We start from the raw sequence: 22,781 nt of genomic DNA, 5'->3' as shown, positions 1-22,781 counted from the left end.
GCCATGCCGATGGAGGTGATCGTCGAGGATGCCCGCTGGCACGCGGCGGGGCTGGAGGACCTGGCCCCGCGCGCCGCAGAGGCCGCGCTCGGCCATCTCGGCATCGACCCGGAGCTATGGGAGATCAGCCTGCTGGCCTGCGACGATTCGCGCATCATGGCCCTCAACGCCGATTTCCGGGGCAAGCCTGCCGCCACAAATGTGCTGAGCTGGCCCGCCGAGGACCTGGCACCGGAGGCGCCCGGAGCCCGCCCCGTCCCGCCCGAACCGGGCGTGGAGCCCTTTCTCGGTGATATCGCCATCGCCTGGGAGACCTGCGCGCGCGAGGCCGCGGGGGCGGGTCGCCCGCTGGCCGACCACGTTACCCATCTGGTGGTGCACGCGGTGTTGCACCTCTTGGGCTATGACCACATCCGTGACCCGGATGCCACGCTCATGGAAGCAACCGAGATCGCGATACTTGGCAAGCTGGGGGTTCCTGACCCATATACTGCGCATGACGGGGCGCACTGACCCCACCACCTGAGACGAGACGGATGGACGAGAGCATAGAAGGATCATCTGGCGCGGCGCGGAGCGCGCAGCCCGAGGGCCGAACCGAGAGCGACGAGACGGGCGGATTCTTTCGCCGGGTTATCGGCATTTTCAACCACGGTGACGAAGAGGACGCGGAGGACGAGGTGCCCGACGGATCGGGGGCTGCGATCTTCGGCGTCGATCGGTTGCGCGATGTCACGGTCGAGGACGTGGCCATTCCAACCGCCGAGATCGTCGCCGTGCCCGTGGATATCAGCCTCGCCGACCTCGTGCAGGTGTTTCGCGAGAGTGGCATGTCGCGGCTGCCGGTCTACGAGGGCACGCTCGACACGCCTCTGGGCATGATCCATCTCAAGGATTTCGCCCTCAAGCACGGGTTCAACGGCAAGGGGGCGCGGCTGGCGATCCGGCCGATGCTGCGTCCGCTGCTCTACGTGCCGCCGTCGATGCCGATCGGGGTGCTGATGCAGAAGATGCAGGCCGAGCGGCGGCACATGGCGCTGGTGATCGACGAATACGGCGGCGTGGACGGCCTCCTGACCATCGAGGATCTGATCGAACAGGTGGTGGGCGAGATCGAGGACGAGCACGACACCGACGACGACGCCTACTGGCACAAGGAAGGGCCGGGCAGCTACCTCGCCGCCGCCAAGACGCCGCTGGATCAGTTCGAGGCGGAGATCGGCCTGTCGCTGACCGACACCGACGAGGTCGACGAGGAAGAGATCGACACGCTGGGCGGGCTGGTCTTCATGCTGCTGGGCCGGGTGCCCGCGCGCGGCGAGGTGATCGAGCATCCCACCGGTGCGAGCCTTGAGGTGGTCGAGGCCGATCCGCGCCGGATCAAGCGGGTGCGCGTGCGCGTGCCGAGCCTCGCCGGTGAGTGAGACCCTGGCCGCGCTGCCCGGCCGCATGGGGCGGCCCGCGCGGGCCGCCCTGGTGCTCGGGCTTGGCGCTCTGGCGGCGCTGGGACAGGCCCCCTGGGGGCTGTGGCCACTGACCGTGGCAGCGCTGGCGCTGGTCTACGGGCTGTGGCGGCAGACGGGTGGCTGGCGCGCGGCGGCGTGGCTCGGCTGGGGCGCGGGCACCGGGCATTTCCTGCTGGCCCTTCACTGGATCACCGAGCCGTTCATGGTCGATGCCGCGCGGCATGGCTGGATGGCCCCGTTCGCGCTTGTGGGACTTGCCGCGGGGCTCGGGCTCTTCTGGGGGGCGGCGTTGGCGCTGGCGCGCGCGGCAGGGGATGGGGCCGTGGCCTTTGTCGCTGCGCTGGGGTTGGCCGAGGCGCTGCGCGGGTGGCTCTTCACCGGCTTTCCCTGGGCGCAGCCGGGACACGCGCTGATCGACACACCGCTGCTGCACTGGGCCGCGTGGATCGGCGCGCCGGGGCTGCTGGTGCTGGTGCTGGCGGCGGCAGCGGCGCTCTGGCATCTCGCGACAGGGGCGCGGGTGGCGGCGGCGGCGGTGCTTGGCGCGGTCGCCGCGCTCTGGCCGCTGGGCGCGGCGCTCACGCCCGGGGCCGGGACCGGGCCCGATGCGCCGGTGGTGCGGCTGGTGCAGCCGAACGCGCCGCAGCACGAGAAATGGGACCCCGACAAGGTGCAGATGTTCTATGACCGGCAGCGCGCCTTCTCGGCGGCGGGCGCTGTGGCTCCCGATCTCGTGGTGTGGCCGGAGACGGCGGTGCCGGTGCTGCTGGAGCGCGCGGGGCCGACGCTCGGGGCGGTGGCGGAGGCGGCCCGCGGCGCGCCGGTGGTGTTGGGCATTCAGCGCACCGAGGGCGCGCGCATCTTCAATTCGCTGGCGGTGATCGGGGCGGGCGGCACGGTCAGCGATGTCTATGACAAGCACCACCTCGTGCCGTTCGGCGAGTACATGCCGTTCGGCGACACGCTGGCGCGGTTCGGCATCCAGGGGCTGGCGTCCAATGCGGGGCGGGGCTATTCGGCGGGGCCGGGCCCGCGGCTGGTGGAGATCGCGGGGCTGGGGCAGGCGCTGCCGCTGATCTGCTACGAGGGGGTGTTCGCGCGCGACCTGCTTGCGGCCCCGGCGCGCCCCGATTTCCTGCTGCTCATCACCAATGATGCCTGGTTCGGTCGGATTTCCGGCCCTTATCAACACCTTGCACAGGCGCGGCTGCGCAGCGCCGAGCTTGGCCTGCCGATGATCCGGGTGGCCAATACCGGCGTTTCGGCGATGATCGACGCCACCGGGCGCGTGACCGCGCGCTTGCCCTTGGGCGAGGCGGGCTGGCGCGATGCGGCGCTGCCGCCGCCGCTGCCCGAGACCGTCTATGCGCGGCTTGGCGACGCGCCGATGCTGGTACTCTACGCGGTGCTGCTTGCGTCGTCGCTGTGGCGGCACAGGCGCCGCGCACGGCGCATTTAGCGATTGACGCCGGGGGCTTGCGGGCTTACCCACTGTCAATCCCGTCACAACGGCTTCCTGGCGTGGCGGATGTATCCAATGGAGCGTTTCACATGTCCCGACAGAACTACCTCTTTACCTCCGAGTCCGTTTCGGAGGGGCACCCCGACAAGGTCTGTGACCGGATCTCAGATGCGGTGCTCGACGCCTTCCTCAGCGAGGAGGAAAACGCACGGGTGGCGTGCGAGACCTTTGCCACCACCAATTGCGTGGTGGTCGGCGGCGAGGTGGGGCTGTCGGACAAGTCGCGCCTCGCGGAGTTCATGGGCGGAATCGACGGGATCGTGCGCGATTGCGTCCGCGACATTGGGTATGAGCAGGACGAATTCCACTGGAATACCTTGCAGTTACATAACATGCTTCATCCTCAGTCGGCGCATATCGCGCAAGGGGTGGACCGCGACGGTGCGGGTGATCAGGGGATCATGTTCGGCTTTGCCGTGGACGAGACGCCGGAGCTGATGCCGGCACCGATCCTGTATTCCCATGCCATCCTCAAACGGCTGGCCGACGTGAGAAAATCGGGCAAAGAGAAGACGTTAGGCCCCGATGCCAAGTCGCAGCTCACGCTGCGCTACGAGAATGGCGAGCCGGTCGAGGTGATGCAACTCGTGCTGTCCACGCAGCATACCGACGCGGCGCAGACCAGCGACGACATCCGCGCCATCGTCGAACCCTACATCAGGGATGTCATTCCAAATCAATGGCTTACGGATAAAACCGAATGGTGGGTCAACCCCACCGGCACCTTCGTCATCGGCGGGCCGGACGGCGATGCGGGGCTGACCGGGCGCAAGATCATCGTCGATACCTATGGCGGCGCGGCTCCGCACGGGGGCGGGGCGTTTTCCGGCAAGGACCCGACAAAGGTAGACAGATCAGCGGCTTACGCGGCGCGGTACCTGGCCAAGAACATCGTCGCGGCAGGGCTGGCGCACAAGTGCACGCTGCAACTGAGCTATGCGATCGGTGTGGCGCGGCCGCTATCCATCTATGTCGATATGCACGGAACCGGCCAAGTACCTGAAGAGGCTGTTGAAAACGCCATCCGTCAGGTCATGGACCTGACCCCGCGCGGCATCCGCGAGCACCTGCAACTGACCCGCCCGATCTATGCCCGCACCGCTGCCTATGGCCATTTCGGACGCGCGCCGGAGGCCGATGGCGGCTTTAGCTGGGAGCGGACCGACCTTGTCGATGCGCTGAAAAATAACGTCTGAGCAAAGGCTTGCCAGATGTTTCTAATGTGTGGCGATAGGTGAAATGACCACCGGTAGCTATCCCAAGGACGCACCCTGGCGCAATTTCCACGGGCGCATCAAGGGCAAGGCGCTGCGCCCAAATCAGGAAGCGTGGCTGGACGAGGACCTGGGCCGGCTGTCGCCCGGTTCGATCGGTTGGGATGTCAATCCAGAGCGGAAACCCATTGATCTAAAAGAATATTTCGGAAGTCGTGAGGTCTGGCTGGAGATCGGCTTCGGGGGCGGCGAGCACATGGTGCATCAGGCCGTGGCCAACCCGGATGTGGGCATCGTCGGGTGCGAGCCCTACATCAACGGCGTGGCCATGCTGCTGGGCAAGATCCGCGCCTCCGGGGCACAAAATATTGCGGTCTATCCGGGTGATGTCCGCAACATGTTTGATGTTCTGCCCGAGGCGTCGATCTCGCGCGCCTTCCTTCTTTACCCTGATCCGTGGCCGAAAAAGCGCCATCACAAGCGCCGCTTCGTCACCGAAGAGCATTTAGCACCGCTCTCCAAGTGCCTGAAAAAAGGTGCTATTTTTAGAGTTGCCACGGATATTCCCGACTATGTACGCCAATGCCTCGAACAGGTGCCGCGCTTTGGCTTCGAGTGGCTGGCGGAGCGGCCCGGCGATTGGCGGGTGCCGTGGAATGACTGGATGTCAACGCGTTACGAGCAAAAGGCGCTGCGCGAGGGGCGGGTGCCGCATTACCTGACCTTCCGCCGCATCTGAGCCGCGAACCTGCAGGTTCGCGCGTCGAACCGCAAGGTTCGCGCCGGGCGGCGCGCGGTGCGTTAACCCGATTCCGGCTCGCCGCCGAAATGCGCCCAGAACTCGTCGCGCGGGTTGGACCGGGGAAACGGCGTGTCGGGCACCGGCCGGCCCAGGAAATCGCAGAGCGGCCCCCATCCATCGGCAACGTGAAAGACCAGAAGCCGGTCGGCGGGGACGGTCTCGCGCACCGCGCGGTTGTTGGCGCGGTAGGCGGCGATGGCGCAGTCGCGATCGGTGTGGTCGGCGAAGGTCTGTTTCAGGAACCAGCCGGACATGGTGTCGAAGATGTCGCGGATATGCGGTGGCAGGTCCATCGCGGGCGCGTTCACGAAGAACTTGCTGATGGTGGTGCTGAAGCTGCGCCACCACTCCTCCTCCGGGCGCTCGGTATGGATGACCCTGGCGTCGGGAAAGGCGTGGATTGTCTGTGGCCAGACGGCGGCGCCGGGCCAGTCCACCTGCGACCGGAACCCGGCGAAGACCGCGTGCCAGTCCACCGACGCACCGCGCGCGATGGCGGCCCAGTGGGCCGGTTGGTCGGGGCGCTGCATCACCTCGTACATGTGGTGGCAGGGGCCGAAGCCCAGCACCTCCAGCGCAAGCTTGGTGGACATGGTGCCGGTGCGCCCGAAGCCCGAGCCGATGATCTGAAGGGACATGCCGTGGTCTCCCGATACGCGGAACGCGGGCAGGATACGCGAGAGGGCGGGATTGACCTAGCGCATTAGCAAGCGAGCGGGGGCGGTGTTGACCTCTTGCCGCCGCGCGGGCGGGCACCGGCCCCCTGTGCGCCCGACAAGACAAGGGCACCGCGCGCCGCGCGATGCCCCGGTGCTCCGTGGTCTCAGCCGGTCGCCACGCCGGTTGCCGCGATCTGCTTTTTCGGGTCGAAGAAGGGCTTGTCGACCACCGTGGCCTCCACCGGGCCCGCCAGCGTGTGCACCTCCAGCGATTCGCCCAGCCCGGCGTGTTCGATGCCGACCATCGCCAGCGCGATGTTCTGCTGCAGCCGCGGCGACCAGATCGCCGACGTGACCTTGCCCACCGTCTCGCCGGCGTGGCTCACCGGCCAGAACCAGGTGTTCGGCCCCGACAGCGGCGCGCCGCCCAGCCGCAGGCCCACCTGCTTGCGCGCGACGCCATTGTCGCGGATGCGCCGGAGCGCGAACTTGCCAATGAAGTCGGCCTCCATGTCGACGTTCACCAGCCGGTCGAGGCCCAGCTCGTAAGGGTTGGTGTGGATGTCGGCATCGGCGTGATAGCTGAGCATCCCGCCCTCGATGCGGCGGATGGTCGAGGTGTGGCCCGGTTTGAGCCCGAAGGGCAGCCCGGCGGTCATGATCCGCTCCCACAGCGCATCGCCCCAGTCGCCGTCGCGCAGGTAGATCTCGTAGCCCAGCTCGCTCGACCAGCCGGTGCGCGACACGATCAGCGGGATGCCGTCAAGCTCCATCTCGCGGAACCAGTAATAGCGCAGGTCCATGATCCCGTCGCCAAACAGCGCGCGCATGATCTCGCCCGATTTGGGCCCCTGCAATTGCAGCGGCGACACGTCCGGCTCGGTGATCTGCACGTCCATACCCGAATGCACCGCCACGCCCTGCGCCCAGAGCAGGATGTCGCTGTCGGCGAGCGACAGCCAGAAATGGTTCTCGCCCAGCCGCAGGCAGATCGGATCGTTGAGGATGCCGCCCTCGGCATTGGTGATCAGCACGTATTTGCACTGCCCCACCGCCATGCCCGACAGGTCGCGCGGTGTCAGCATCTGCGTGAAGCGCGCGGCGTCCGGCCCGGTGATCTCGACCTGCCGCTCGACACCCACGTCGCACAGGATCGCGTCGTTGACGAGGGTCCAGAAGTTCTGCTCGGGGTCGCCGAAATCGCGGGGGATATACATGTGGTTGTACACCGAGAAGCCCTGCGCCCCCCAGCGCACGGTCGCGTCGAAATACGGTGACTTGCGTATTTGCGTGCCGAAGCCGAAATCGTTCATCTGCGCCATGTCAGTCGCCTCCCTTGTCAATCGGCGGCCATCCGGGCCGCGCGGCGTTGCGATACCGGCGCTTGTAACGCAGCATCCGGGGGGCTGTGGTCTGAAGAATCCTCGCGCAAGGATCGTGCGGGCTGTTTTCCCGGCCCTGTTCAGGCCAAACGGTCCTGTGTCGCGGCGCGCGCCCGCGCGCGGCCCGAATCAGCCGGTGTCGGCGGAGGGGCGGGCCGCCGGGATGGCGGCGAGCTTGGCGAGGTCGGGGGCCGTGTGCTTGACGGTGCGGGTGGTGAAATAGGTCACGTAGCGGTCGATCCCGAGGTCGGAATCGAGCAGGCCCGCCATCAGCGTCTCGAACGCGGCGACGCTGCGGACATAGATGGTCATGATGTAATCCATGCCGCCGCCGGTGGCGACGCAATCGGTGATCTCGTCGAGCGTGGCGACATGTCCCTCGAACCGGTCGAAATCCGCCCGCCGGTGATGGATGAGCGAGACGGTCACGATCACGCGGGTGAAATCGACGATCCGCTCCAGCGCGATCTCGCCGCGATAGCCGCGGATATAGCCCGCAGACTTGAGCCGGTCGAGCCGGGCCCAGCATGGCGTGGGCGACAGGCTGACGATCTCGGCCAGCCGCGTCTTGCTGAGTTGCCCGTGCCGCTGCACGGCACCGAGGATGCGGATATCAATCGCGTCGAGTCCGGTCTTCTTCATCCATGCGCCTTCGTGCGGGAGCCTGACCATGCCGCACGCCCCATGCGACCACTCTGGCACAGGATTTAGGGTATAGCTTGCCAATTTCGACCGCTTGCCGCCGGATCGCGTCGTCCGCGGGCGGCGCGCCGCCTCTGTCAGCCGGCGAAGGACACCCGCCGGTCGAACGGCATCTCGCGCAGCCGTGTGCCCGTCGCGGCAAAGATAGCATTGGCCAGCGCCGGGGCGGCGGGCGGCACCGGCGGCTCGCCGATGCCGCGCACCTTGGCCGCGGTTTCCAGCCCGCGCACCACGATCTCGGGGCATTCATGCAGGCGCATCGACCGGAACGTGTCGAAATTGCGCTGCTCCACAGCCCCTTCCGTATAGGTGAGTGCCCCGTGCATCGCGTGCCCGAGGCCCCAGACCACGCCGCCCTGCATCTGCGCCTCGAAGTTCACCGGGTCCACGATGCGGCCCACGTCGGCGGCCACCCACACGCGGGTGATGCGAATGCCGTCGCCGGTGTCGCGCACCTCCACCACCTGCGCGCAGGGCACCCCGAACGAGAGGCAGAACGCCACGCCGCGCCCCTCGCCGGGGCCCATGCTGCCGCCCCAGCCCGACATCTCGCCCACCGCCGCGAGCACCGCGCGCGAGGGCGCGTGGTGGCACAGGCGCAGCCGCTCCTCCAGGGGGTCGGCCCCGGCGGCGTGGATCAATTCATCCAGCAGGCAATCGTGAAAGAAGCCGTTGGTGGACGCCCCCACCGAGCGCCACGACGAAACCGGTGCCAGCTCCGGCGCGCGGTATCCCGTCACCCGGTAATCGGGGACGGCAAAGGGCTGATCCCACGCCCCCGCCACGATCTGCAGGTCGGGGCCCGGCGTGGGGATCGCCTGCCGCCCCATCTGCGAGGTGAGGATCGAGGGCATGGCGATGCCCAGATCATACGCCGTGACGCGGCCCCCCGATACGCGCCCGCGCCCGCGCGCCATAGCGATCTGGCGGGGGTATTCCTGGCCCATGTCCTGCTCGCGCGCGTATGTCAGCTTGACCGGCGTGCCCGGCACCGCCATCGCCAGCCGCGTGGCGTGTTGCACCACGGTATCCTCCAGCCGGTGGCCAAAGCTGCCGCCCGCCACGCGCACATGCACATGCACGTCGCCCGCATCCTGCCCGGTGATCGCGGCGGCATTGCCCTGCACGAAGCGCGGCACCTGCGTGCCGGTCCAGATATCGGTGCGCTCGGCCGTGTAGCGGACGGTGGCGTTCAATGGCTCCAGCGGCGCATGGGCGAGGTAGGGCGCGCGGTATTCCACCTCGACATCCGCGCCCTCTGCGAGCGCCGCCGCCACGTCGCCCTCGTCGCGCAGGCGGCTGTCCTGCCGGTCGGGGGTGAAGCTGTCGGCAAGCGTCTGCCAATGGCCGTCCATCCCGGCGGGGTAGGGGGCCGGGGCCCAGTCGCAGGCGATCGCCTCTGCCGCCCGCATCGCGCGCCATGTGTTGTCGGCGATGATTCCGACGCCGCCGGGCAGCTCCACGATTCGCGTCACCCCGCGCATTCCCCCGGCCCCTGCCGCGTCATAACCCCGGAGCGCCCCGCCGTGGCCCGGATTGAGCCGGATCGCGGCGTGGAGCATGCCGGGCTGATCCTCGTCGATGCCGTAATCCTGTGTGCCGGTGGATTTCGCCACGATATCCAGGCGCTGCACCGGCGTGCCCACCAGCCGCCATTCGTCGGGATCGCGCAAGCGCACATCCGTCACAGGCTCGGTGTGCGCGGCCTCGGCGGCGAGGCTTTCGTAGCTCAGCCTTGTCCCGTCGGGCAGGATCACCGCGCCGCCCTCGGTGCGCAGCGCCGCGCGCTCCACCCCGTGCAGCCGCGCCGCCGTGGCCTTGAGCGTCTCGCGCGCCACCGCGCCGGCGCGGCGCAGCTTTTCGTACCCGTCGGGCACGGTGGTCGAGCCGCCGGTGATCTGCATGCCGAGGAATTTCATCGGCGCGTCCATCACGTCGCGCGCGGTCTCTGCCAGCCAGCCCCGGTCGGTGGCGCGGAACGGCACCGCCTCCTCCGACAGCGCCGTGTTCCAGTAGGCGCGGTCGGGCGGTCCGAATTCGGTCGCCACCTGCGCCGGGTCCACGTCCAGTTCCTCGGCGATGAGCATCGCCTGCACCGACACCGCCCCCTGGCCGACATCGGCGCGCGGGGTGATGAGGGTGATCGCCTCCCCGGTGATCCGCACATAGGGCGTCAGCGCCGCCGCCCCGTCGGGCAGGTCGTCCAGCAGCGGGTTGTCATAGGGCGTGGCATGGCGCCATATGCCAAAGGCGACGCCGCCTGCCACGGTGACCGAGCCGATCAGGAACGCGCGCCGGGCGATGGTCTTGCCGCGTGCCATCTCAGGCCCCCTCGCGCAGGGCGCGGGCCGCCGCCCTGACCGCCGCGCGGATGCGTGGGTAGGTGCCGCAGCGGCACAGGTTGCCGGACATGGCGTCGTCGATATCCTGATCGGTTGGGTCGGGCAGCCCGGCCAGCAGGCTCGCCGCCTGCATGATCTGCCCGGACTGGCAATAGCCGCATTGCGCCACCTGTGCGGCGATCCACGCCGCCTGCACCGGGTGCGGCTCATCGGGTGTGCCCAGCCCTTCGATGGTCGTCACCGCGCCCCGGACATCGCCCACCGGCATCTGGCAGGAGCGGACCGCCTCGCCATCCACATGCACCGTGCAGGCGCCGCATTGCGCGATGCCGCAGCCGTATTTCGGCCCCCGGATGCCCAGCACGTCGCGCAAGGCCCACAGGAGCGGCATCTCCGGCTCGATGCCGTCGAGCGCGTGTTCGGTGCCGTTGACGGTCAGGCGCATGGGCGGGGCTCCTCTCCGGTGCTCTCACGCGGCAGGATAAACCGCTCGGTTCAGGTGTAAAGCGCGACGTGGCAGCAGGCACCCGGCCCCGCGCCGGTGTGTTGCAGCCCGTCGGGGGCCGGGATCACGCGTTCCCGGTGTGCAGGCAAGACATCGCGCGCACGAGGGCCGGTCCGGGCCTGTTGCTGCCGTTCGCCTCCTGCCCCGCGCGGAATAGAGGCGGGCTTTCCCGCCGCCGCGCGAGCGCCCGACCGCCCCATCGGGCGGGCGCTTTTGCAACGGCGCAAATAGCGGTGATTTCTGAAGTATCTTGCACCATAAATCGCACAGCAAAGACCGAACTGCGCCCACCCGGCGGTCGGGCCCTCGCGCGGCTCATCGCGTCATGCCCAACGACCCCTCCAGGCCAACACCGGACCGGGACGTCACGTCCCGTCCGGCACCGCGCTATCCCGCCGATCTCAGGTCGGAGATCAGCGCGTCGATATCGCCGTTGCGGCGGTCGAGCATCGCCCCGATCTCGGTGCGCTCGGTGATTCGCATGCTGATGCCCTCGATCACGAGATCGAAGAACCGGTCGCGTCCCGACCGGTCGGACACCAGAAAGCTCACCTCGAACGGGGATTGACCGGGCAGGTAGGCCGTCGAGCGCACCTCGTGCCAGGACTTGACCTCGCGCACTCCCTTGACCTCGATCCGCCCGCCCTTGAACTCGTTGAACCGCTTGCCGTATTTGCGCGCGACATAGCTGCGGAATGCCTCGGTGTAGGCGCGCAGTTGCGCCGCCGAGGCGCGGCGGGCGGCGGGCCCCAGCGTCGAGCGCGCGATGATCGACACATCGGCGTAGCGCGCGAAGATGCGCTCGAACTCCGAGATCATCCGGCTCAGCGAGCGTCCCGAGGCGATCACCCGGTTGATATCCTGAACCACCGAATCCACCAGCGCGCGGGCGCGCGCCTCGGTCAGGGCGCGCGCCGGCACGGGCAGGGCGGCCAGCCCCAGCGCGGCCAGCCCGGCGGAGGTCACGGCACGCCGCGTCGGCTCATTCGTCATCGGGCCCCTCCTGCGCGATCGTCTGGCCATACCGGTCATACGGGTCAGAATAGCCGTCTCCCGCCGTACCGCCAAGCTTGAAGCGGCGGTTCTGCAGGTAGATCGAGCGCGACAGCGCGTAGCTGTCCTCGCTCTCGTAGAGGATCTGGTCGATCGTCTCCGAGAAGCGCTCGCGCCGCGACAGCCCCGAGGCGACGCCCGCGACGGTGCCGACGAGGTTTTCGGGACTCTCCAGAACATAGGTCAGCGGGTTGGTGAACAGGTCGAAGAATATCCCGAACGTGTGGCGCGTCGTCGACGGGCCCAGAACCGGCAGTTCGATATAGGCCCCCTCGCGCGCGCCCCAGACATAGAGCGTCTCGCCGAAATCGGTATTGGTGGGCGCGGCCATGCCCATCTCGCTCGCCGGGTCCCACAGGCCGCCGATGCCCACGGTGGTGTTGACCAGAAGCCGCCCGGTATCGCGGAACGCGCCGCGCATGTTGAGCTGCAGGATGTTGTTGACGATGTCGGCGGGCAGCGACAGGTTCTCGGCCAGCCGCACCACGCGGGTCTCGATATCGTCGGGCACGGCGCTGGTATAGCCCTTGGAGACCGGCCGCACCAGCACCCGGTCGAACCCGCGGTTGAACTCGTGCATGCGCCGGTTCTCGCCCTCGTAGGGGTCGAACACGTCGCGGGTGGCGGCAGAGTCCTGCGCGGCACAGCCCGCGACCAGGGTCACGGCGGCCAGGATCAGCGCGGGCATGGTGCGGCGGAGGCCGGTAAAGCATGTCGGGGTCAAGGCAAAATCCACGTCCTGAGTCGAATGCAATCTTACATAACCCATCGCTGGCGCAAACCCACCCCTGCCTTTCGATCGGTCACGTTCCTGTGGCAGAATGGCGACATGACCGCCCGAGGCAGGCCCGAGGCAGGACAGACGCCTCGTGACATGCGGTTCCGGCGGCCCGCGCGCGGGGGCTTTTCATTGCATCGCGCCGCCGCTAGCGTCCGGGCAGACCGCGCACCAGCCGCACACCACAGGAGACCGTGACATGAGCCAGTTCGAAACCCGCCTCGCCGGGATGGGCGTGACCCTGCCCGACGCGCCGATGCCCGCCGCCAATTACGTGCCGTATGTGCAGGTCGGCGAGATGCTCTACGTCTCGGGCCAGATCGCCAAGGACGGCGACCGCCTGCTCACCGGCAAGCTGGGCGCCGATATGGACGTGGCGGCGGGTGCCGAGGCGGCGCGCGTCTGCGCCATCGCCTTGCTGGCGCAGGTCAAGGCCGCCTGCGGCGGCGATCTCGACCGGCTGGAGCAGGTGGTGCGGCTGACCGGCTTTGTCAACTCCACCGCCGATTTCACCGAGCAGCCGCAGGTCATCAACGGCGCCTCGGATTTCCTCGGCGAGGCGCTGGGCGCGGCCGGAAAACACGCCCGCGCCGCCGTCTCCGCCGCGGCGCTGCCGTTTGGCGTCGCGGTCGAGATCGACGGGATCTTCCGCATCCGATGACCGCGCTGCCCGAGGCGTTCCTGGCGGTCCCGCTGGCGCATCGCGGTCTCCATGACCGCGACGCTGGCCGCCCCGAGAATTCGCGCGCCGCGGTACGCGCGGCGGTCGCGGCGGGCTACGGCATCGAGATCGACCTGCAGGCCAGCCGCGACGGCGCGGCGATGGTGTTCCACGACTACGATCTGGGGCGGCTCACGCCCGAGACCGGCCCGGTGCGCCGGCGCGACGCCGCGCAACTGGCGCAGATCCCGCTCACCGGCGGCGATGAGGGCATCCCGGCGTTGCCCGAGATCCTCGCGCTGGTGGCGTGCCGCGTGCCGCTGCTGATCGAGCTCAAGGATCAGCATGGCCAGATGGGCGAGACCGACGGCGCGCTCGAATCCGCAACCGCGGCGGCGCTCGCGGATTACGCGGGGCCGGTGGCGGTGATGTCCTTCAACCCGCACATGGTGATCGCCATGGCGGCGCGCGCGCCGCAAGTCCCCCGCGGCCTCGTCACCGGTGCCTTCTCCGCCGAAAAATGGCCGCTCCTGCGCGAGGAAACCCGCGCGCGGCTCCGCGCCATCCCCGATTACGACGCGGCGGGCGCGTCGTTCGTCAGCCACGCGGCGGATGACCTCGACAGCCCGCATCTTGCCCGCCTGCGCGCGCGCGGCGCGCCAGTGCTGTGCTGGACCGTGCGGAGCGCAGAGGCCGAGGCGCGCGCGCGCCGCGTGGCCGACACCATCACCTTCGAGGGGTATCTCCCCGATCTGCCCGCTTGATGCGCGCGCCGGGCGCGCCAGATAGAGGTGCGCCAGATAGAAATGCGTTCGCACGCAACCCCGGGACCACGCTGGATGACCGAGACCGAGCTGACCGTCACCGCCCATGACAGCATCCACGCCATCGGCGCGGATGCCTGGGATGCCTGCGCCTGCCCCGAGGCGGTGGAGGGGGGCCGCGCCGGGGATCCGTTCACCACCCACCGCTTCCTCGCCGCGCTGGAGGACAGCGGCTCGGTCGGTCCCGGCTCGGGCTGGCAGCCGCATTACCTGACGGTGGCGCGCGGCGGCGACGTGATCGCCTGCGCGCCGCTCTACCTCAAGGGCCACAGCCAGGGCGAGTACATCTTCGACCACGCCTGGGCCCATGCCTACGAGCGCGCCGGCGGGCGCTACTACCCCAAGGCGCAGGTGGCGGTGCCCTTCACGCCGGTCACGGGCCGGCGGCTGCTCGCCCGGCGCGGCCACGAGGAGATGGGGCGCGCCGCGCTCCTTCAGGGGGCGACGGCGCTGGCGGCACAGAACCGGCTGTCGTCGCTGCACGTCACCTTCTGCACCGATGCCGAGGCCGCGGCGGGCGCGGCGGCGGGGCTGCTCGCGCGGCGGACCCAGCAATACCACTGGCACAACCCCGGCTACGCCGATTTCGAGGCGTTCCTCGCCGATCTCGCGTCGCGCAAGCGCAAGACCATCCGCAAGGAACGCGCCCGCGCGCAAGGATTCGGCGGCGAGATCGTGGCCCTCACCGGCGACGACATCCGGCCCGCCCACTGGCAGGCGATGTGGCAGTTCTACCAGGACACCGGCGCCCGCAAATGGGGCACGCCCTACCTCACGCGGGCCTTCTTCGACATCGCCCACGAGCGGCTGCGCGATGACGTGCTGATGGTGCTGGCGCTGCGCGACGGTCGCCCGGTGGCGGGCGCGATGAACCTGATCGGGCGGTCGGCGCTCTTTGGCCGATACTGGGGCTGCGCCGAGGATCACCCCTGCCTGCATTTCGAGCTGTGCTATTACCGGGCCATGGATTTCGCCATTGAACGCGGGTTGGAATGGGTAGAGGCTGGCGCGCAGGGCGAGCACAAGCTTGCCCGCGGCTACCTGCCGCGCGCCACCCATTCGCTGCACTGGCTGCGCGACCCGGGCTTCGCCGACGCGGTGGCGCAGTATCTCGAGGCCGAGCGCGCCGCCGTCGAGGAGGAAATCGAGATTCTCACCGGCTACGGCCCCTTCCGCAAGATTCCGATGGAGGACCACGAATGACCGAGAAACTCAGCGACACCGCCCGCAAGACCACGCTTCAGCCGCTGCTGGAAAACGGCTGGTCGATGGTCGAGGGGCGCGACGCCATCACCAAGAGCTACACGTTCGGCGACTTCGTCGAGGCCATGGGCTTCATGACCCGCGCCGCCCTCTGGGCCGAGAAATGGAATCACCACCCGGAATGGTTCAACGTCTACAACCGCGTCGAGGTCACGCTCTCGACCCATGATGTGGGGGGCCTGAGCGCGCTCGACACCAAGCTTGCTCGCAAGTTCGACGGGCTCGTGGCCTGAGGGCCGGGGGGATTCGAGTATTTGGGCCAGGAAGAAACCCGCTTGCATCTTCTTGGTGAAAATACTCACCGTCCGACGGCAGCCAAGGGCGGCGCGGTGCCGGGGGAGGCCCCACGCCGCGCCGCGCCGTGACGATCAGATCGCGGCCAGCAGCGATTCGCCCGCCGTCGCCTCGCAGGTGCCGGGGTTGTCCTCGACATGCAGCACCGTGACGCGTCCGTCCTCGACCGCCATCGCGTAGCGCTTTGACCGGCCGATCAGTCCGGCGGGGGGCGCGTCGAAATCCATGCCGATCGCCTTGGTGAACGTCCCTTCGGCGTCACCTAGCATGGTGATCCCGGCCCCGGATGCGCCGGTGGCGTCGCCCCAGGCGTTCACCACGAAGGGGTCGTTGACGCTGATGCAGATGATCTCGTCCACGCCCTTGGCGTCGAACTCGGCCTTGGTGCGGATGAAGCTCGGCACATGGGCCGAGGAACAGGTGGGCGTGTAGGCGCCGGGCACGGCGAAGATCACCACCTTGCGCCCCTTGGTCAGGGCCGCGAGGCTCACCGTCTCGGGGCCGCTGTCGCCCATCTTCAAGAGGTCCGCGTCGGGCAGCGTGTCGCCGGTGGATATGGTCATGGTCGCTTCCTTTCTCCTGTCGCGTTGCGGTTTGAAGTAGACATAGGCCGGTGCTAGGCAAGGTGCCATGGCAAAAGACAAAAGGGACAGGGGCATGGCAGGTATTGTTGTGGTCGGGGCCGGGCAGGCCGGGGCGTCGCTGGTGATGCGGCTGCGGGCGCAGGGCTTCGACGGTGCGATCACGCTGATCGGCGACGAGCCGGTGCCGCCCTATCAGCGCCCGCCCTTGTCCAAGAAATACCTGCTGGGCGAGATGGCGCTCGAGCGCCTCTACCTGCGCCCCGAGGCCGCCTATGCCGAGGCCGGGATCGACTTGCGCACCGGCACGCAGGCAACCGCCATCGACCGCGCCGCGCAAGAGGTTGTGACGGGCGACGGGCGGCTGGGATACGACACGCTGGTGCTGGCCACCGGGTCGCGCCCGCGCCGCCTGCCCGCCGCCATCGGCGGCGATCTGGGTGGCGTCCACGTGGTGCGCACGCTGGCGGATGTCGATGCGATGGCGCCGGGCGTGGTGCCGGGCGCGCGGGTGCTGATCGTGGGTGGCGGCTATATCGGGCTCGAGGCGGCGGCGGTGGCGGCACGCCGCGGCATGGCCGTCACCCTCGTCGAGATGGCCCCGCGCATTCTGCAACGGGTGGCAGCAAAGGAGACCTCGGACTATTTCCGCGCGCTGCACGCGCGCCACGGCGTCGATATCCGCGAAGGGGTCGGGCTCGACCGTCTCATCGGCGACGGGCAGGTGACGGGCGCGCGGCTCACCGATGGCAGCGAGATCGGGGTGGACATGGTCATCGTCGGCGTCGGCATCGTGCCCGACACGGCGCTCGCCGAGGACGCGGGGCTCGCCATCTCCGACGGCATCGCGGTGGACGCGCAGGGCCGCACCGACGACCCGGCGATCTGGGCCGCGGGCGATTGCGCGTCGTTTCCATACGGCGGCGGACGGTTGCGGCTCGAAAGCGTGCCCAACGCCATCGACATGGCCGAATGCGTGGCCGACAACATCACCGGCGCGGGGCAGGACTACGTGCCGAAGCCGTGGTTCTGGTCGGATCAATACGACGTGAAATTGCAGATCGCCGGGCTTGGCACCGGCCATGACCGGATCGTGACGCGGGCGGTGGGCGATGCGGTGTCCTTCTGGTACTACGCGGGCGACCGGCTCCTGGCGGTGGACGCGATGAACGATCCGCGCGCCTACATGGTGGGCAAGCGCCTGATCGAGGCCGGGCGCAGCGCCGACCCGGCCCGCGTCACCGATCCCGCCACCGACCTCAAGGCGCTGCTCAGGTGAGGATCATCGGCGGCGCGCATCGCGGCCGGGCGCTGGCCAGCGTCGGCAAGGGGGATGCGGCGGCGCATCTGCGCCCCACCTCGGACCGGGTGCGCGAGGCGCTCTTCAACGTGCTGGCGGGCGGCTATGGCGACCCCGTCACCGACGCGCGCGTGCTCGATCTCTTCGCCGGCACGGGCGCGCTCGGGCTCGAGGCGCTGTCGCGCGGCGCGGCCACCGCCACCTTCGTCGAGAGCGGGCGCAAGGCGCTGTCGCTCCTGCGCGACAATATCGGGCGCTGCGGGGCAGGGGAGGCGGCGCGGGTGTTCCCTCTCGATGCGCGCAGGCCGGGCTCCAACCCGGGCGCCCCCCATGATCTCGTCTTCCTCGATCCCCCCTATGGCAAGGGGCTGGGCGAGGCGGCGCTCGCGGCCGCGCTGGCGGGCGGCTGGATCGCGCCGGACGCGCTGATTGTCTGGGAGGAGAGCGCCCCCATCACCCCCCCCGAGGGCCTGCGCCTGATCGAGGAGCGGCGCTACGGCGATACGGTGATCCGGTTTCTTGGCCGGGGGTGAGGGTCAGCAAGGCAGGGCAGAGCGGAAGCCATTTCATTCCAAAGCGTCCACGAGAATGGAATTGAGCATGGAGCCAGAGCGCCGCAGGACGGCGAGGGACTGAAATTCATCCGAATTCCAAAATGATTTGGCATGATCGCGGTCAGGAAATTCGATTATGAAGGCGGCGTCCGGCACAGGGTTGTCTCCCTCCATACGCTCAGGTTCGCCACCACGTACCGTGAATTTCCCTTTGTGCCGGGCCACCACGTCGGGGATCTTCGAGAAATACTCTTCCATCCAGTCCCGGCTGTGAATCGTCATCTGACCAATAATGAATGCGGTCATGGCAAATTCCTCGCTTGCGAATGGTCGGGCAGGTCTTGCAGCATACGGCGCTTGTTTTCACCCCGCATCAATGGTGACGCGAGCATCAATCCTCATGTTCGCATATGTCCGCCGGGGGTTCCAAACCGCCAACTGACCGTATGGCGCACGGCTATCGGGCCGCCACTCGCCCCCCACCAAAAAAACCGGCCCGCGCGGGTGGCGGGCCGGGGAGGTGTCGTCACTGCTGACGAGGAGGACACCGGGGGCCTTGTCTCACCAGTCCGCCGGGCCCTTCTCCGAGAACTGGTGGACGAGGAAATCTATGAAGGCGCGCACCTTGGGCTGGGTAAAGCGGCCCGGCGGGTAGACGGCGTAGATGCCCTGCGTCTCCACCGGCAGGTCGGGCATGGCGTCCTCGACCAGCCCCTCGGCCATCGCGCGGGCATAGAGGAACGAGGGCAGGTAGGCGATGCCGAGGCCGGAAATCGCGGCGTTGAGCAGCGATTGCCCGTCATTGACGCTGAGCCCGCCCGCCGTGCGCACCTGCCGCTTCTCGCCCGAGGGCGCGGTCAGCTTCCACACCGCGTTGCCGCCCTGGCTGGAATAATGCAGCAGCTTGTGTTCGTTGAGGTCGTCGATCTTCCGGGGCCGTCCGTATTTCCTGAAATAGGCGGGGCTCGCGATCATGCGGCGGGTGGTGTCGGACAGCTTGCGCGCGCGCAGGGTGCTGTCCTCCAGGTCGCCGATTCGCACCGCCATGTCGAACCCCTCGGAAATCAGCTCCACATAGCGGTTGTTGAGCACCATGTTGACGGTGATATCGGGGAAATCCTCGAGGAACTGTCCCAGCACCGGACTCAGGTGGTTGACGCCGAAATCGGTGGCCACCGAGATGCGCAGCAGGCCCGACGGGTCCGATTGCATCGAGCTTACCAACGCATCCGCCTCGCCCGCGTCGTTGAGCACCCTGAGCGCCCGGTCGTAATAGGCCAGCCCGATCTCGGTCGGGCTGACGCGCCGCGTGGTGCGGTTGAGCAGCCGCGCGCCAAGCCGCGCCTCGAGCGACGAGACATGCTTGGACACGGCGGATTTCGAGATGCCCATCTTGCGGGCCGCGTCGGTAAACCCGCCCTGGTCCACCACCGTGGCAAAGGCCTCCATTTCCGTCAGGCGATCCATACTGTGTCCCCGTTTTCAAATCTCCTGCTCTTGTGCCGCAAAAATCAGGCGCAACTGCGGCGCGTGCCTGACAATATCGGGGTGTTGGCGGGATCGTCGCCACAGTGGAAACATCGCAAACACGGCAATTTGAGGCGACAGGGACGCCACGCTTGTTACTCTCGGCGCGATCCGGGCCAGATCGCTCGCATTCCAGAGAGGAGGAATCGCCATGAAACCGCTCGTCGCACTCACGCTTGCCGCCACGCTCACCGCTGCCGCGCCCGCGCTCGCGGGCGACACCCCGGTGCCCGAGGGGGCCGGGGTCTATTTCGTCGGGCTCGAGGACGGGGCCACCGTATCCTCCCCCGTCACCGTCGTCTTCGGGCTGAGGGGCATGGGCGTGGCCCCCGCCGGCACCGGGCGCGAGGCCACCGGCCACCATCACCTGCTGATCGACCGCCCGGCCCTCGGCCAGGGCGAGGACGGCGCGGCGGAGCTTGACGCGCCGTTGCCCTCGGACGCGCATCACCGCCATTTCGGCGGCGGCCAGACGCAGGTGACGCTCGATCTCGATCCCGGCGCGCATACGCTGCAACTCGTGCTCGGCGACATGAACCATGAGCCGCACGATCCGCCGGTCACGTCCGAGGTGATCACCGTTACCGTCGAATGACCCCTCAGAGCGTGGCGGCCAGCCGCGTGCCCTGATCTATGGCGCGTTTCGCATCCAGCTCGGCGGCCACATCCGCGCCGCCGATCACGTGGACCGTGACGCCGCGCGCCTCCAGCGCATCGGCGAGGCTGCGCTCGCTCACCTGCCCGGCGCAGAGCACGATGGTGTCGGCCTCGATCACCGTCGGAGTCTCCCGCGCCTCGCCAAAGCTGACATGCAGGCCGCCCGCGTCGATCCGCTCGTAATTGACGCCGCTCACCATCTCGACGCCCTTCATCCGCAGCGCGGCGCGGTGAATCCAGCCGGTGGTCTTGCCCAGCCGCTTGCCGGGGCGTTCGGCCTTGCGCTGCAACAGCGTGACCGCCCGCGCGGGCGGTTCAGGCTGCGGACCCTTCGGGGCCAGCCCACCGCGCACCTCCGAAGGGTCGCCCACGCCCCATTCAACGCGCCAGAGCGGCAGGTTCTCGGTCGGGCTCTGGCCCTCATGGACGAGGAATTCGGACACGTCGAAGCCGATGCCGCCCGCCCCCACGACGGCCACGCGGCGACCCACCGGCGCGCGCCCGCGCAGCACGTCGATATAGCTCAGCACGTTGGGGCCGTCCTGCCCGTCGATGTTTGGGTCGCGCGGGATCACCCCGGTGGCGATGATCACCTCGTCGAAGCCGGCGAGGTCATCCGGCCCCACATCCTGCCCCAGCCTCACCTCGACGCCGGTTTCCTGAACCATCACCTCGAACCACTCGACGAGGCCGTGGAATTCCTCCTTGCCGGGGATGACGCGGGCCATGTTGAGCTGGCCGCCAAGCTCTTCTGCGCGGTCGAAGAGCGTGACCTTGTGCCCGCGCTCCGCCGCCGTGATCGCCGCCGAAAGGCCCGCAGGCCCGGCCCCGACCACAGCGATGCGTTTCGCGATGTCGGCGGGCGCGATGGTCAGTTCGGTCTCGTGGCAGGCGCGCGGGTTGACGAGGCAGGAGGTCAGCTTGCCCGAAAACGTGTGGTCGAGGCACGCCTGATTGCAGGCGATGCAGGGGGCGATGGTCCGCGCGCGCCCCTCCGCCGCCTTGTTGACGAAATCCGCATCGGCGAGGAAGGGCCGCGCCATCGACACCATGTCGGCCACGCCCTGCGCGATCAGGTCTTCGCCGACCTGCGGCGTGTTGATCCGGTTCGAGGTGATCACCGGGATGCCCACCTTGCCCATCAGTTTCTGCGTGACCCAGGCCCAGCCCGCGCGCGGGACGCTGGTGGCGATGGTCGGCACCCGCGCCTCGTGCCAGCCGATCCCGGTGTTGAGGATCGAGGCGCCCGCCGCCTCGACCGCCTGGGCCAGTTGCACCACCTCATCATGGGTGCTGCCCTCGGGGATGAGGTCGATCATCGACAGGCGGTAGATCACGATGAAATCGGGGCCCAGGGCCGCGCGGGTGCGGCGCACCACCTCAATGGGAAGGCGCATCCGGTTCTCGTAGGAGCCGCCCCAGCGATCGTCGCGCTTGTTGGTGTGGGTGACGAGAAACTGGTTGAGGAAATAGCCCTCGCTCCCCATGATCTCGACCCCGTCATACCCCGCCTCGCGGGCGCGTTCCGCCGCCGTGACGATATCGGCGATCTGCTTCTCGATGCCGTCCTCGTCGAGTTCGGCGGGGGTAAAAGGCGAGATCGGAGACTTGATGGGAGAGGGGGCGACGCATTCCTTGCCATAGGCATAGCGGCCCGCGTGCAGGATCTGCATCGCGATCAGCCCGCCCGCGTCGTGCACCCGGTCGGTGACGATGCGGTGATTGGCGATATCGTCGGGCGTGAAGAGGCCCGCCGCGCCGGGGAATACCCCGCCCTCGCGGTTGGGGGCCATGCCGCCGGTGACCATGAGGCCGACGCCGCCGCGCGCGCGGGCGGCGTAGAATTCCGCCACCCGGTTCCAGTCCCGCGTCTCCTCCAGCCCGGTATGCATCGAGCCCATGAGCACGCGGTTTTTCAGCGTGACATGGCCCAGATCGAGGGGGGCAAGAAGGTGCGGGTAGTCGGTCATGGCGTGGCTCCCTTGGCTTGTTCCCGTGATGCCGCAGGCGGGCGCGCTTGTCACCCGTGAACGCTGCGTTACCGGGGGGAGGGGCTGCGCCCCGCCATTTGAGTATTTTTGCCAAGAAGAAGCCGGGGCGGGTGTTTTGTCAGTCCTGATCGTCTGCGAAACCGAGGGCCGCCCAGTTGCGCCGCTCGTGCACCACGCGCAAAATGACGATATCCGGCCCGACCGACCGATAAAAGACGAGGTGCCGCCCGATCTTGAGCGAGCGGGCGCCCGGCACGAAGACCGAGCGGTCGCGGCCCGACATCGGCGCGGCCACCGCGCGCTCGAAGCCTCCGAATATCTGGCTGACATAGGCTTCCGCCTGATCCTCGCCCCATGTGAGGCGGGTATGCTCCCATATGTCATCGAGATCGGCCACAGCCGACCGCGTCAGGCGGACCCTCATGAAGCTGATATTTTGCGCTTTGCGGCTAGAAAGCCTTCGAGGTCGACGTCCAGCGTTTCACCGCGCACCGCTTGCCGGTCAGCCTCCTCCAAGGTGGCCTTCAGGCGATCGAACTCCAGTTCCGCCTCCTGGCGTTCCAGCATCCGCAACCCCGCGCGCACCACGTCGCTGGCCGAGGCGTAGCGTCCGCTTTCGACGGCGCGGGCGATGAAGTCGTTGAAGTGGTCGCTCAGGACGACGGAGGTGTTGCGGGGCATGGGGTGGCTCCTTTGGCCGCAAT

Annotated in this window: 25 protein-coding genes and 1 riboswitch; of the genes, 12 read left to right on the top strand and 13 right to left on the bottom strand. The window is 68.5% G+C overall.

The genetic code is table 11. The features are described 5' to 3' along the window. The first annotated feature begins 3 nt into the window (after nucleotides 1–3). The 5 genes from ybeY to trmB all read left to right on the top strand — a co-directional run bounded on the left by ybeY (nucleotide 4) and on the right by trmB (nucleotide 4,941). Complete coding sequence (ybeY, locus tag ACFFU4_RS13175; RefSeq protein WP_377070232.1) at nucleotides 4–513, top strand: rRNA maturation RNase YbeY; 510 nt, start codon at nucleotides 4–6, stop codon at nucleotides 511–513. 23 nt (nucleotides 514–536) lie between these two features. Then, complete coding sequence (locus ACFFU4_RS13170; protein ID WP_377070231.1) at nucleotides 537–1,424, top strand: hemolysin family protein; 888 nt, start codon at nucleotides 537–539, stop codon at nucleotides 1,422–1,424. Beyond that, nucleotides 1,417–2,925 (top strand): apolipoprotein N-acyltransferase, encoded by a 1,509-nt coding sequence (gene lnt / locus ACFFU4_RS13165; RefSeq protein WP_377070230.1) that lies wholly within the window; start codon nucleotides 1,417–1,419, stop codon nucleotides 2,923–2,925. Before ACFFU4_RS13170 ends, lnt begins: the two co-directional genes overlap by 8 nt. 38 nt (nucleotides 2,926–2,963) lie before the next feature. Continuing rightward, nucleotides 2,964–3,011: riboswitch (SAM-SAH riboswitch) on the top strand. A gap of 6 nt (nucleotides 3,012–3,017) precedes the next feature. Then, nucleotides 3,018–4,184 (top strand): methionine adenosyltransferase, encoded by a 1,167-nt coding sequence (gene metK, locus ACFFU4_RS13160; RefSeq protein WP_377070229.1) that lies wholly within the window; start codon nucleotides 3,018–3,020, stop codon nucleotides 4,182–4,184. A gap of 43 nt (nucleotides 4,185–4,227) precedes the next feature. Further along, nucleotides 4,228–4,941, top strand: coding sequence for a tRNA (guanine(46)-N(7))-methyltransferase TrmB (gene trmB, locus ACFFU4_RS13155; RefSeq protein ID WP_377070228.1), 714 nt, complete (start codon nucleotides 4,228–4,230; stop codon nucleotides 4,939–4,941). 62 nt (nucleotides 4,942–5,003) lie between these two features. Here trmB and ACFFU4_RS13150 read toward each other — a convergent pair whose 3' ends face one another. From ACFFU4_RS13150 to ACFFU4_RS13120, 7 genes are all read right to left on the bottom strand, one after another. Beyond that, nucleotides 5,004–5,642: a sulfotransferase family protein gene (locus ACFFU4_RS13150; protein WP_377070227.1), complete on the bottom strand. Its 639-nt coding sequence runs from the start codon at nucleotides 5,640–5,642 to the stop codon at nucleotides 5,004–5,006. Nucleotides 5,643–5,827: 185 nt separating this feature from the next. Next, nucleotides 5,828–6,985 carry a glycine cleavage T C-terminal barrel domain-containing protein gene (locus tag ACFFU4_RS13145; RefSeq protein ID WP_377070226.1) on the bottom strand — a complete coding sequence of 386 codons (1,158 nt, stop codon included), beginning with the start codon at nucleotides 6,983–6,985 and terminating at the stop codon, nucleotides 5,828–5,830. 189 nt (nucleotides 6,986–7,174) lie between these two features. After that, nucleotides 7,175–7,687: an Lrp/AsnC family transcriptional regulator gene (locus ACFFU4_RS13140; RefSeq protein ID WP_377070225.1), complete on the bottom strand. Its 513-nt coding sequence runs from the start codon at nucleotides 7,685–7,687 to the stop codon at nucleotides 7,175–7,177. A gap of 137 nt (nucleotides 7,688–7,824) precedes the next feature. Beyond that, nucleotides 7,825–10,068, bottom strand: a complete 2,244-nt coding sequence (locus tag ACFFU4_RS13135) for a xanthine dehydrogenase family protein molybdopterin-binding subunit (RefSeq protein ID WP_377070224.1) — start codon at nucleotides 10,066–10,068, stop codon at nucleotides 7,825–7,827. A 1-nt stretch (nucleotide 10,069) separates the two neighbouring features. After that, a complete protein-coding gene (locus ACFFU4_RS13130; RefSeq protein WP_377070223.1) occupies nucleotides 10,070–10,534 on the bottom strand; it encodes a (2Fe-2S)-binding protein in 465 nt (154 codons plus the stop codon). A 447-nt stretch (nucleotides 10,535–10,981) separates the two neighbouring features. Further along, a complete protein-coding gene (locus tag ACFFU4_RS13125) occupies nucleotides 10,982–11,587 on the bottom strand; it encodes an MlaC/ttg2D family ABC transporter substrate-binding protein (protein ID WP_377070222.1) in 606 nt (201 codons plus the stop codon). Further along, complete coding sequence (locus tag ACFFU4_RS13120; RefSeq protein ID WP_377070221.1) at nucleotides 11,577–12,335, bottom strand: MlaA family lipoprotein; 759 nt, start codon at nucleotides 12,333–12,335, stop codon at nucleotides 11,577–11,579. Before ACFFU4_RS13120 ends, ACFFU4_RS13125 begins: the two co-directional genes overlap by 11 nt. A 289-nt stretch (nucleotides 12,336–12,624) precedes the next feature. Between ACFFU4_RS13120 and ACFFU4_RS13115 the strand changes: the two genes are divergently transcribed. The 4 genes from ACFFU4_RS13115 to ACFFU4_RS13100 all read left to right on the top strand — a co-directional run bounded on the left by ACFFU4_RS13115 (nucleotide 12,625) and on the right by ACFFU4_RS13100 (nucleotide 15,406). Then, nucleotides 12,625–13,086, top strand: a complete 462-nt coding sequence (locus ACFFU4_RS13115; protein ID WP_377070220.1) for a RidA family protein — start codon at nucleotides 12,625–12,627, stop codon at nucleotides 13,084–13,086. Then, a complete protein-coding gene (locus ACFFU4_RS13110; RefSeq protein ID WP_377070219.1) occupies nucleotides 13,083–13,850 on the top strand; it encodes a glycerophosphodiester phosphodiesterase family protein in 768 nt (255 codons plus the stop codon). The genes ACFFU4_RS13115 and ACFFU4_RS13110 overlap by 4 nt, the downstream gene beginning before the upstream one ends. Nucleotides 13,851–13,925: 75 nt before the next feature. Next, nucleotides 13,926–15,113 carry a GNAT family N-acetyltransferase gene (locus tag ACFFU4_RS13105; RefSeq protein WP_377070218.1) on the top strand — a complete coding sequence of 396 codons (1,188 nt, stop codon included), beginning with the start codon at nucleotides 13,926–13,928 and terminating at the stop codon, nucleotides 15,111–15,113. Further along, nucleotides 15,110–15,406, top strand: coding sequence for a 4a-hydroxytetrahydrobiopterin dehydratase (locus ACFFU4_RS13100; protein ID WP_377070217.1), 297 nt, complete (start codon nucleotides 15,110–15,112; stop codon nucleotides 15,404–15,406). The genes ACFFU4_RS13105 and ACFFU4_RS13100 overlap by 4 nt, the downstream gene beginning before the upstream one ends. Nucleotides 15,407–15,541: 135 nt before the next feature. Here ACFFU4_RS13100 and ACFFU4_RS13095 read toward each other — a convergent pair whose 3' ends face one another. Then, nucleotides 15,542–16,030, bottom strand: a complete 489-nt coding sequence (locus ACFFU4_RS13095; RefSeq protein WP_377070216.1) for a peroxiredoxin — start codon at nucleotides 16,028–16,030, stop codon at nucleotides 15,542–15,544. A gap of 94 nt (nucleotides 16,031–16,124) precedes the next feature. Here ACFFU4_RS13095 and ACFFU4_RS13090 point away from each other — a divergent pair, with 94 nt between their 5' ends. Both ACFFU4_RS13090 and rsmD read left to right on the top strand, forming a co-directional pair. Then, complete coding sequence (locus ACFFU4_RS13090) at nucleotides 16,125–17,327, top strand: NAD(P)/FAD-dependent oxidoreductase (RefSeq protein WP_377070215.1); 1,203 nt, start codon at nucleotides 16,125–16,127, stop codon at nucleotides 17,325–17,327. Then, complete coding sequence (gene rsmD / locus ACFFU4_RS13085) at nucleotides 17,324–17,881, top strand: 16S rRNA (guanine(966)-N(2))-methyltransferase RsmD (RefSeq protein ID WP_377070214.1); 558 nt, start codon at nucleotides 17,324–17,326, stop codon at nucleotides 17,879–17,881. Before ACFFU4_RS13090 ends, rsmD begins: the two co-directional genes overlap by 4 nt. 33 nt (nucleotides 17,882–17,914) lie before the next feature. Here rsmD and ACFFU4_RS13080 read toward each other — a convergent pair whose 3' ends face one another. Both ACFFU4_RS13080 and ACFFU4_RS13075 read right to left on the bottom strand, forming a co-directional pair. Further along, nucleotides 17,915–18,208 carry a DUF1330 domain-containing protein gene (locus ACFFU4_RS13080; RefSeq protein ID WP_377070213.1) on the bottom strand — a complete coding sequence of 98 codons (294 nt, stop codon included), beginning with the start codon at nucleotides 18,206–18,208 and terminating at the stop codon, nucleotides 17,915–17,917. A 255-nt stretch (nucleotides 18,209–18,463) separates the two neighbouring features. Beyond that, the gene (locus ACFFU4_RS13075; RefSeq protein ID WP_377070212.1) at nucleotides 18,464–19,369 is read right to left on the bottom strand and encodes a LysR family transcriptional regulator; all 906 of its coding nucleotides are present in this window, start codon (nucleotides 19,367–19,369) and stop codon (nucleotides 18,464–18,466) included. Between the two features lie 211 nt (nucleotides 19,370–19,580). Between ACFFU4_RS13075 and ACFFU4_RS13070 the strand changes: the two genes are divergently transcribed. Next, nucleotides 19,581–20,024: a DUF4399 domain-containing protein gene (locus tag ACFFU4_RS13070; protein WP_377070211.1), complete on the top strand. Its 444-nt coding sequence runs from the start codon at nucleotides 19,581–19,583 to the stop codon at nucleotides 20,022–20,024. Between the two features lie 4 nt (nucleotides 20,025–20,028). Here the strand turns inward: ACFFU4_RS13070 and ACFFU4_RS13065 are convergent, their stop codons facing one another. From ACFFU4_RS13065 to ACFFU4_RS13055, 3 genes are all read right to left on the bottom strand, one after another. Beyond that, nucleotides 20,029–22,056 carry an FAD-dependent oxidoreductase gene (locus ACFFU4_RS13065; RefSeq protein ID WP_377070210.1) on the bottom strand — a complete coding sequence of 676 codons (2,028 nt, stop codon included), beginning with the start codon at nucleotides 22,054–22,056 and terminating at the stop codon, nucleotides 20,029–20,031. Between the two features lie 139 nt (nucleotides 22,057–22,195). Further along, a complete protein-coding gene (locus ACFFU4_RS13060; RefSeq protein ID WP_377070209.1) occupies nucleotides 22,196–22,501 on the bottom strand; it encodes a type II toxin-antitoxin system RelE/ParE family toxin in 306 nt (101 codons plus the stop codon). Continuing rightward, nucleotides 22,498–22,758, bottom strand: a complete 261-nt coding sequence (locus ACFFU4_RS13055) for a type II toxin-antitoxin system ParD family antitoxin (protein WP_377070208.1) — start codon at nucleotides 22,756–22,758, stop codon at nucleotides 22,498–22,500. Before ACFFU4_RS13055 ends, ACFFU4_RS13060 begins: the two co-directional genes overlap by 4 nt. Between the last annotated feature and the right edge of the window lie 23 nt (nucleotides 22,759–22,781).

The sequence above is a fragment of the Roseovarius ramblicola genome, assembly GCF_042430665.1.
In the GTDB taxonomy this organism is placed as follows: domain Bacteria; phylum Pseudomonadota; class Alphaproteobacteria; order Rhodobacterales; family Rhodobacteraceae; genus Roseovarius; species Roseovarius ramblicola.
The sequence above is the reverse complement of the archived record's forward strand: the minus strand, read 5'-3'. Positions and strand labels throughout refer to the sequence as shown.

Excerpts from the sequence above, each read along its gene's own strand:
- ACFFU4_RS13150 (WP_377070227.1), bottom strand. The coding sequence starts at position 5,642 with ATGTCCCTTCAGATCATCGGCTCGGGCTTCGGGCGCACCGGCACCATG.
- ACFFU4_RS13090 (WP_377070215.1), top strand. The coding sequence starts at position 16,125 with ATGGCAGGTATTGTTGTGGTCGGGGCCGGGCAGGCCGGGGCGTCGCTG.
- ACFFU4_RS13125 (WP_377070222.1), bottom strand. The coding sequence starts at position 11,587 with ATGACGAATGAGCCGACGCGGCGTGCCGTGACCTCCGCCGGGCTGGCC.
- ACFFU4_RS13120 (WP_377070221.1), bottom strand. The coding sequence starts at position 12,335 with ATGCCCGCGCTGATCCTGGCCGCCGTGACCCTGGTCGCGGGCTGTGCC.
- ACFFU4_RS13130 (WP_377070223.1), bottom strand. The coding sequence starts at position 10,534 with ATGCGCCTGACCGTCAACGGCACCGAACACGCGCTCGACGGCATCGAG.
- ACFFU4_RS13075 (WP_377070212.1), bottom strand. The coding sequence starts at position 19,369 with ATGGATCGCCTGACGGAAATGGAGGCCTTTGCCACGGTGGTGGACCAG.
- ACFFU4_RS13140 (WP_377070225.1), bottom strand. The coding sequence starts at position 7,687 with ATGAAGAAGACCGGACTCGACGCGATTGATATCCGCATCCTCGGTGCC.
- ACFFU4_RS13080 (WP_377070213.1), bottom strand. The coding sequence starts at position 18,208 with ATGACCGCATTCATTATTGGTCAGATGACGATTCACAGCCGGGACTGG.
- ACFFU4_RS13060 (WP_377070209.1), bottom strand. The coding sequence starts at position 22,501 with ATGAGGGTCCGCCTGACGCGGTCGGCTGTGGCCGATCTCGATGACATA.
- ACFFU4_RS13170 (WP_377070231.1), top strand. The coding sequence starts at position 537 with ATGGACGAGAGCATAGAAGGATCATCTGGCGCGGCGCGGAGCGCGCAG.
- ACFFU4_RS13070 (WP_377070211.1), top strand. The coding sequence starts at position 19,581 with ATGAAACCGCTCGTCGCACTCACGCTTGCCGCCACGCTCACCGCTGCC.
- ACFFU4_RS13095 (WP_377070216.1), bottom strand. The coding sequence starts at position 16,030 with ATGACCATATCCACCGGCGACACGCTGCCCGACGCGGACCTCTTGAAG.
- ACFFU4_RS13055 (WP_377070208.1), bottom strand. The coding sequence starts at position 22,758 with ATGCCCCGCAACACCTCCGTCGTCCTGAGCGACCACTTCAACGACTTC.
- ACFFU4_RS13105 (WP_377070218.1), top strand. The coding sequence starts at position 13,926 with ATGACCGAGACCGAGCTGACCGTCACCGCCCATGACAGCATCCACGCC.
- trmB (WP_377070228.1), top strand. The coding sequence starts at position 4,228 with ATGACCACCGGTAGCTATCCCAAGGACGCACCCTGGCGCAATTTCCAC.
- ybeY (WP_377070232.1), top strand. The coding sequence starts at position 4 with ATGCCGATGGAGGTGATCGTCGAGGATGCCCGCTGGCACGCGGCGGGG.
- ACFFU4_RS13145 (WP_377070226.1), bottom strand. The coding sequence starts at position 6,985 with ATGGCGCAGATGAACGATTTCGGCTTCGGCACGCAAATACGCAAGTCA.
- ACFFU4_RS13110 (WP_377070219.1), top strand. The coding sequence starts at position 13,083 with ATGACCGCGCTGCCCGAGGCGTTCCTGGCGGTCCCGCTGGCGCATCGC.
- ACFFU4_RS13100 (WP_377070217.1), top strand. The coding sequence starts at position 15,110 with ATGACCGAGAAACTCAGCGACACCGCCCGCAAGACCACGCTTCAGCCG.
- ACFFU4_RS13065 (WP_377070210.1), bottom strand. The coding sequence starts at position 22,056 with ATGACCGACTACCCGCACCTTCTTGCCCCCCTCGATCTGGGCCATGTC.
- metK (WP_377070229.1), top strand. The coding sequence starts at position 3,018 with ATGTCCCGACAGAACTACCTCTTTACCTCCGAGTCCGTTTCGGAGGGG.
- ACFFU4_RS13115 (WP_377070220.1), top strand. The coding sequence starts at position 12,625 with ATGAGCCAGTTCGAAACCCGCCTCGCCGGGATGGGCGTGACCCTGCCC.
- ACFFU4_RS13135 (WP_377070224.1), bottom strand. The coding sequence starts at position 10,068 with ATGGCACGCGGCAAGACCATCGCCCGGCGCGCGTTCCTGATCGGCTCG.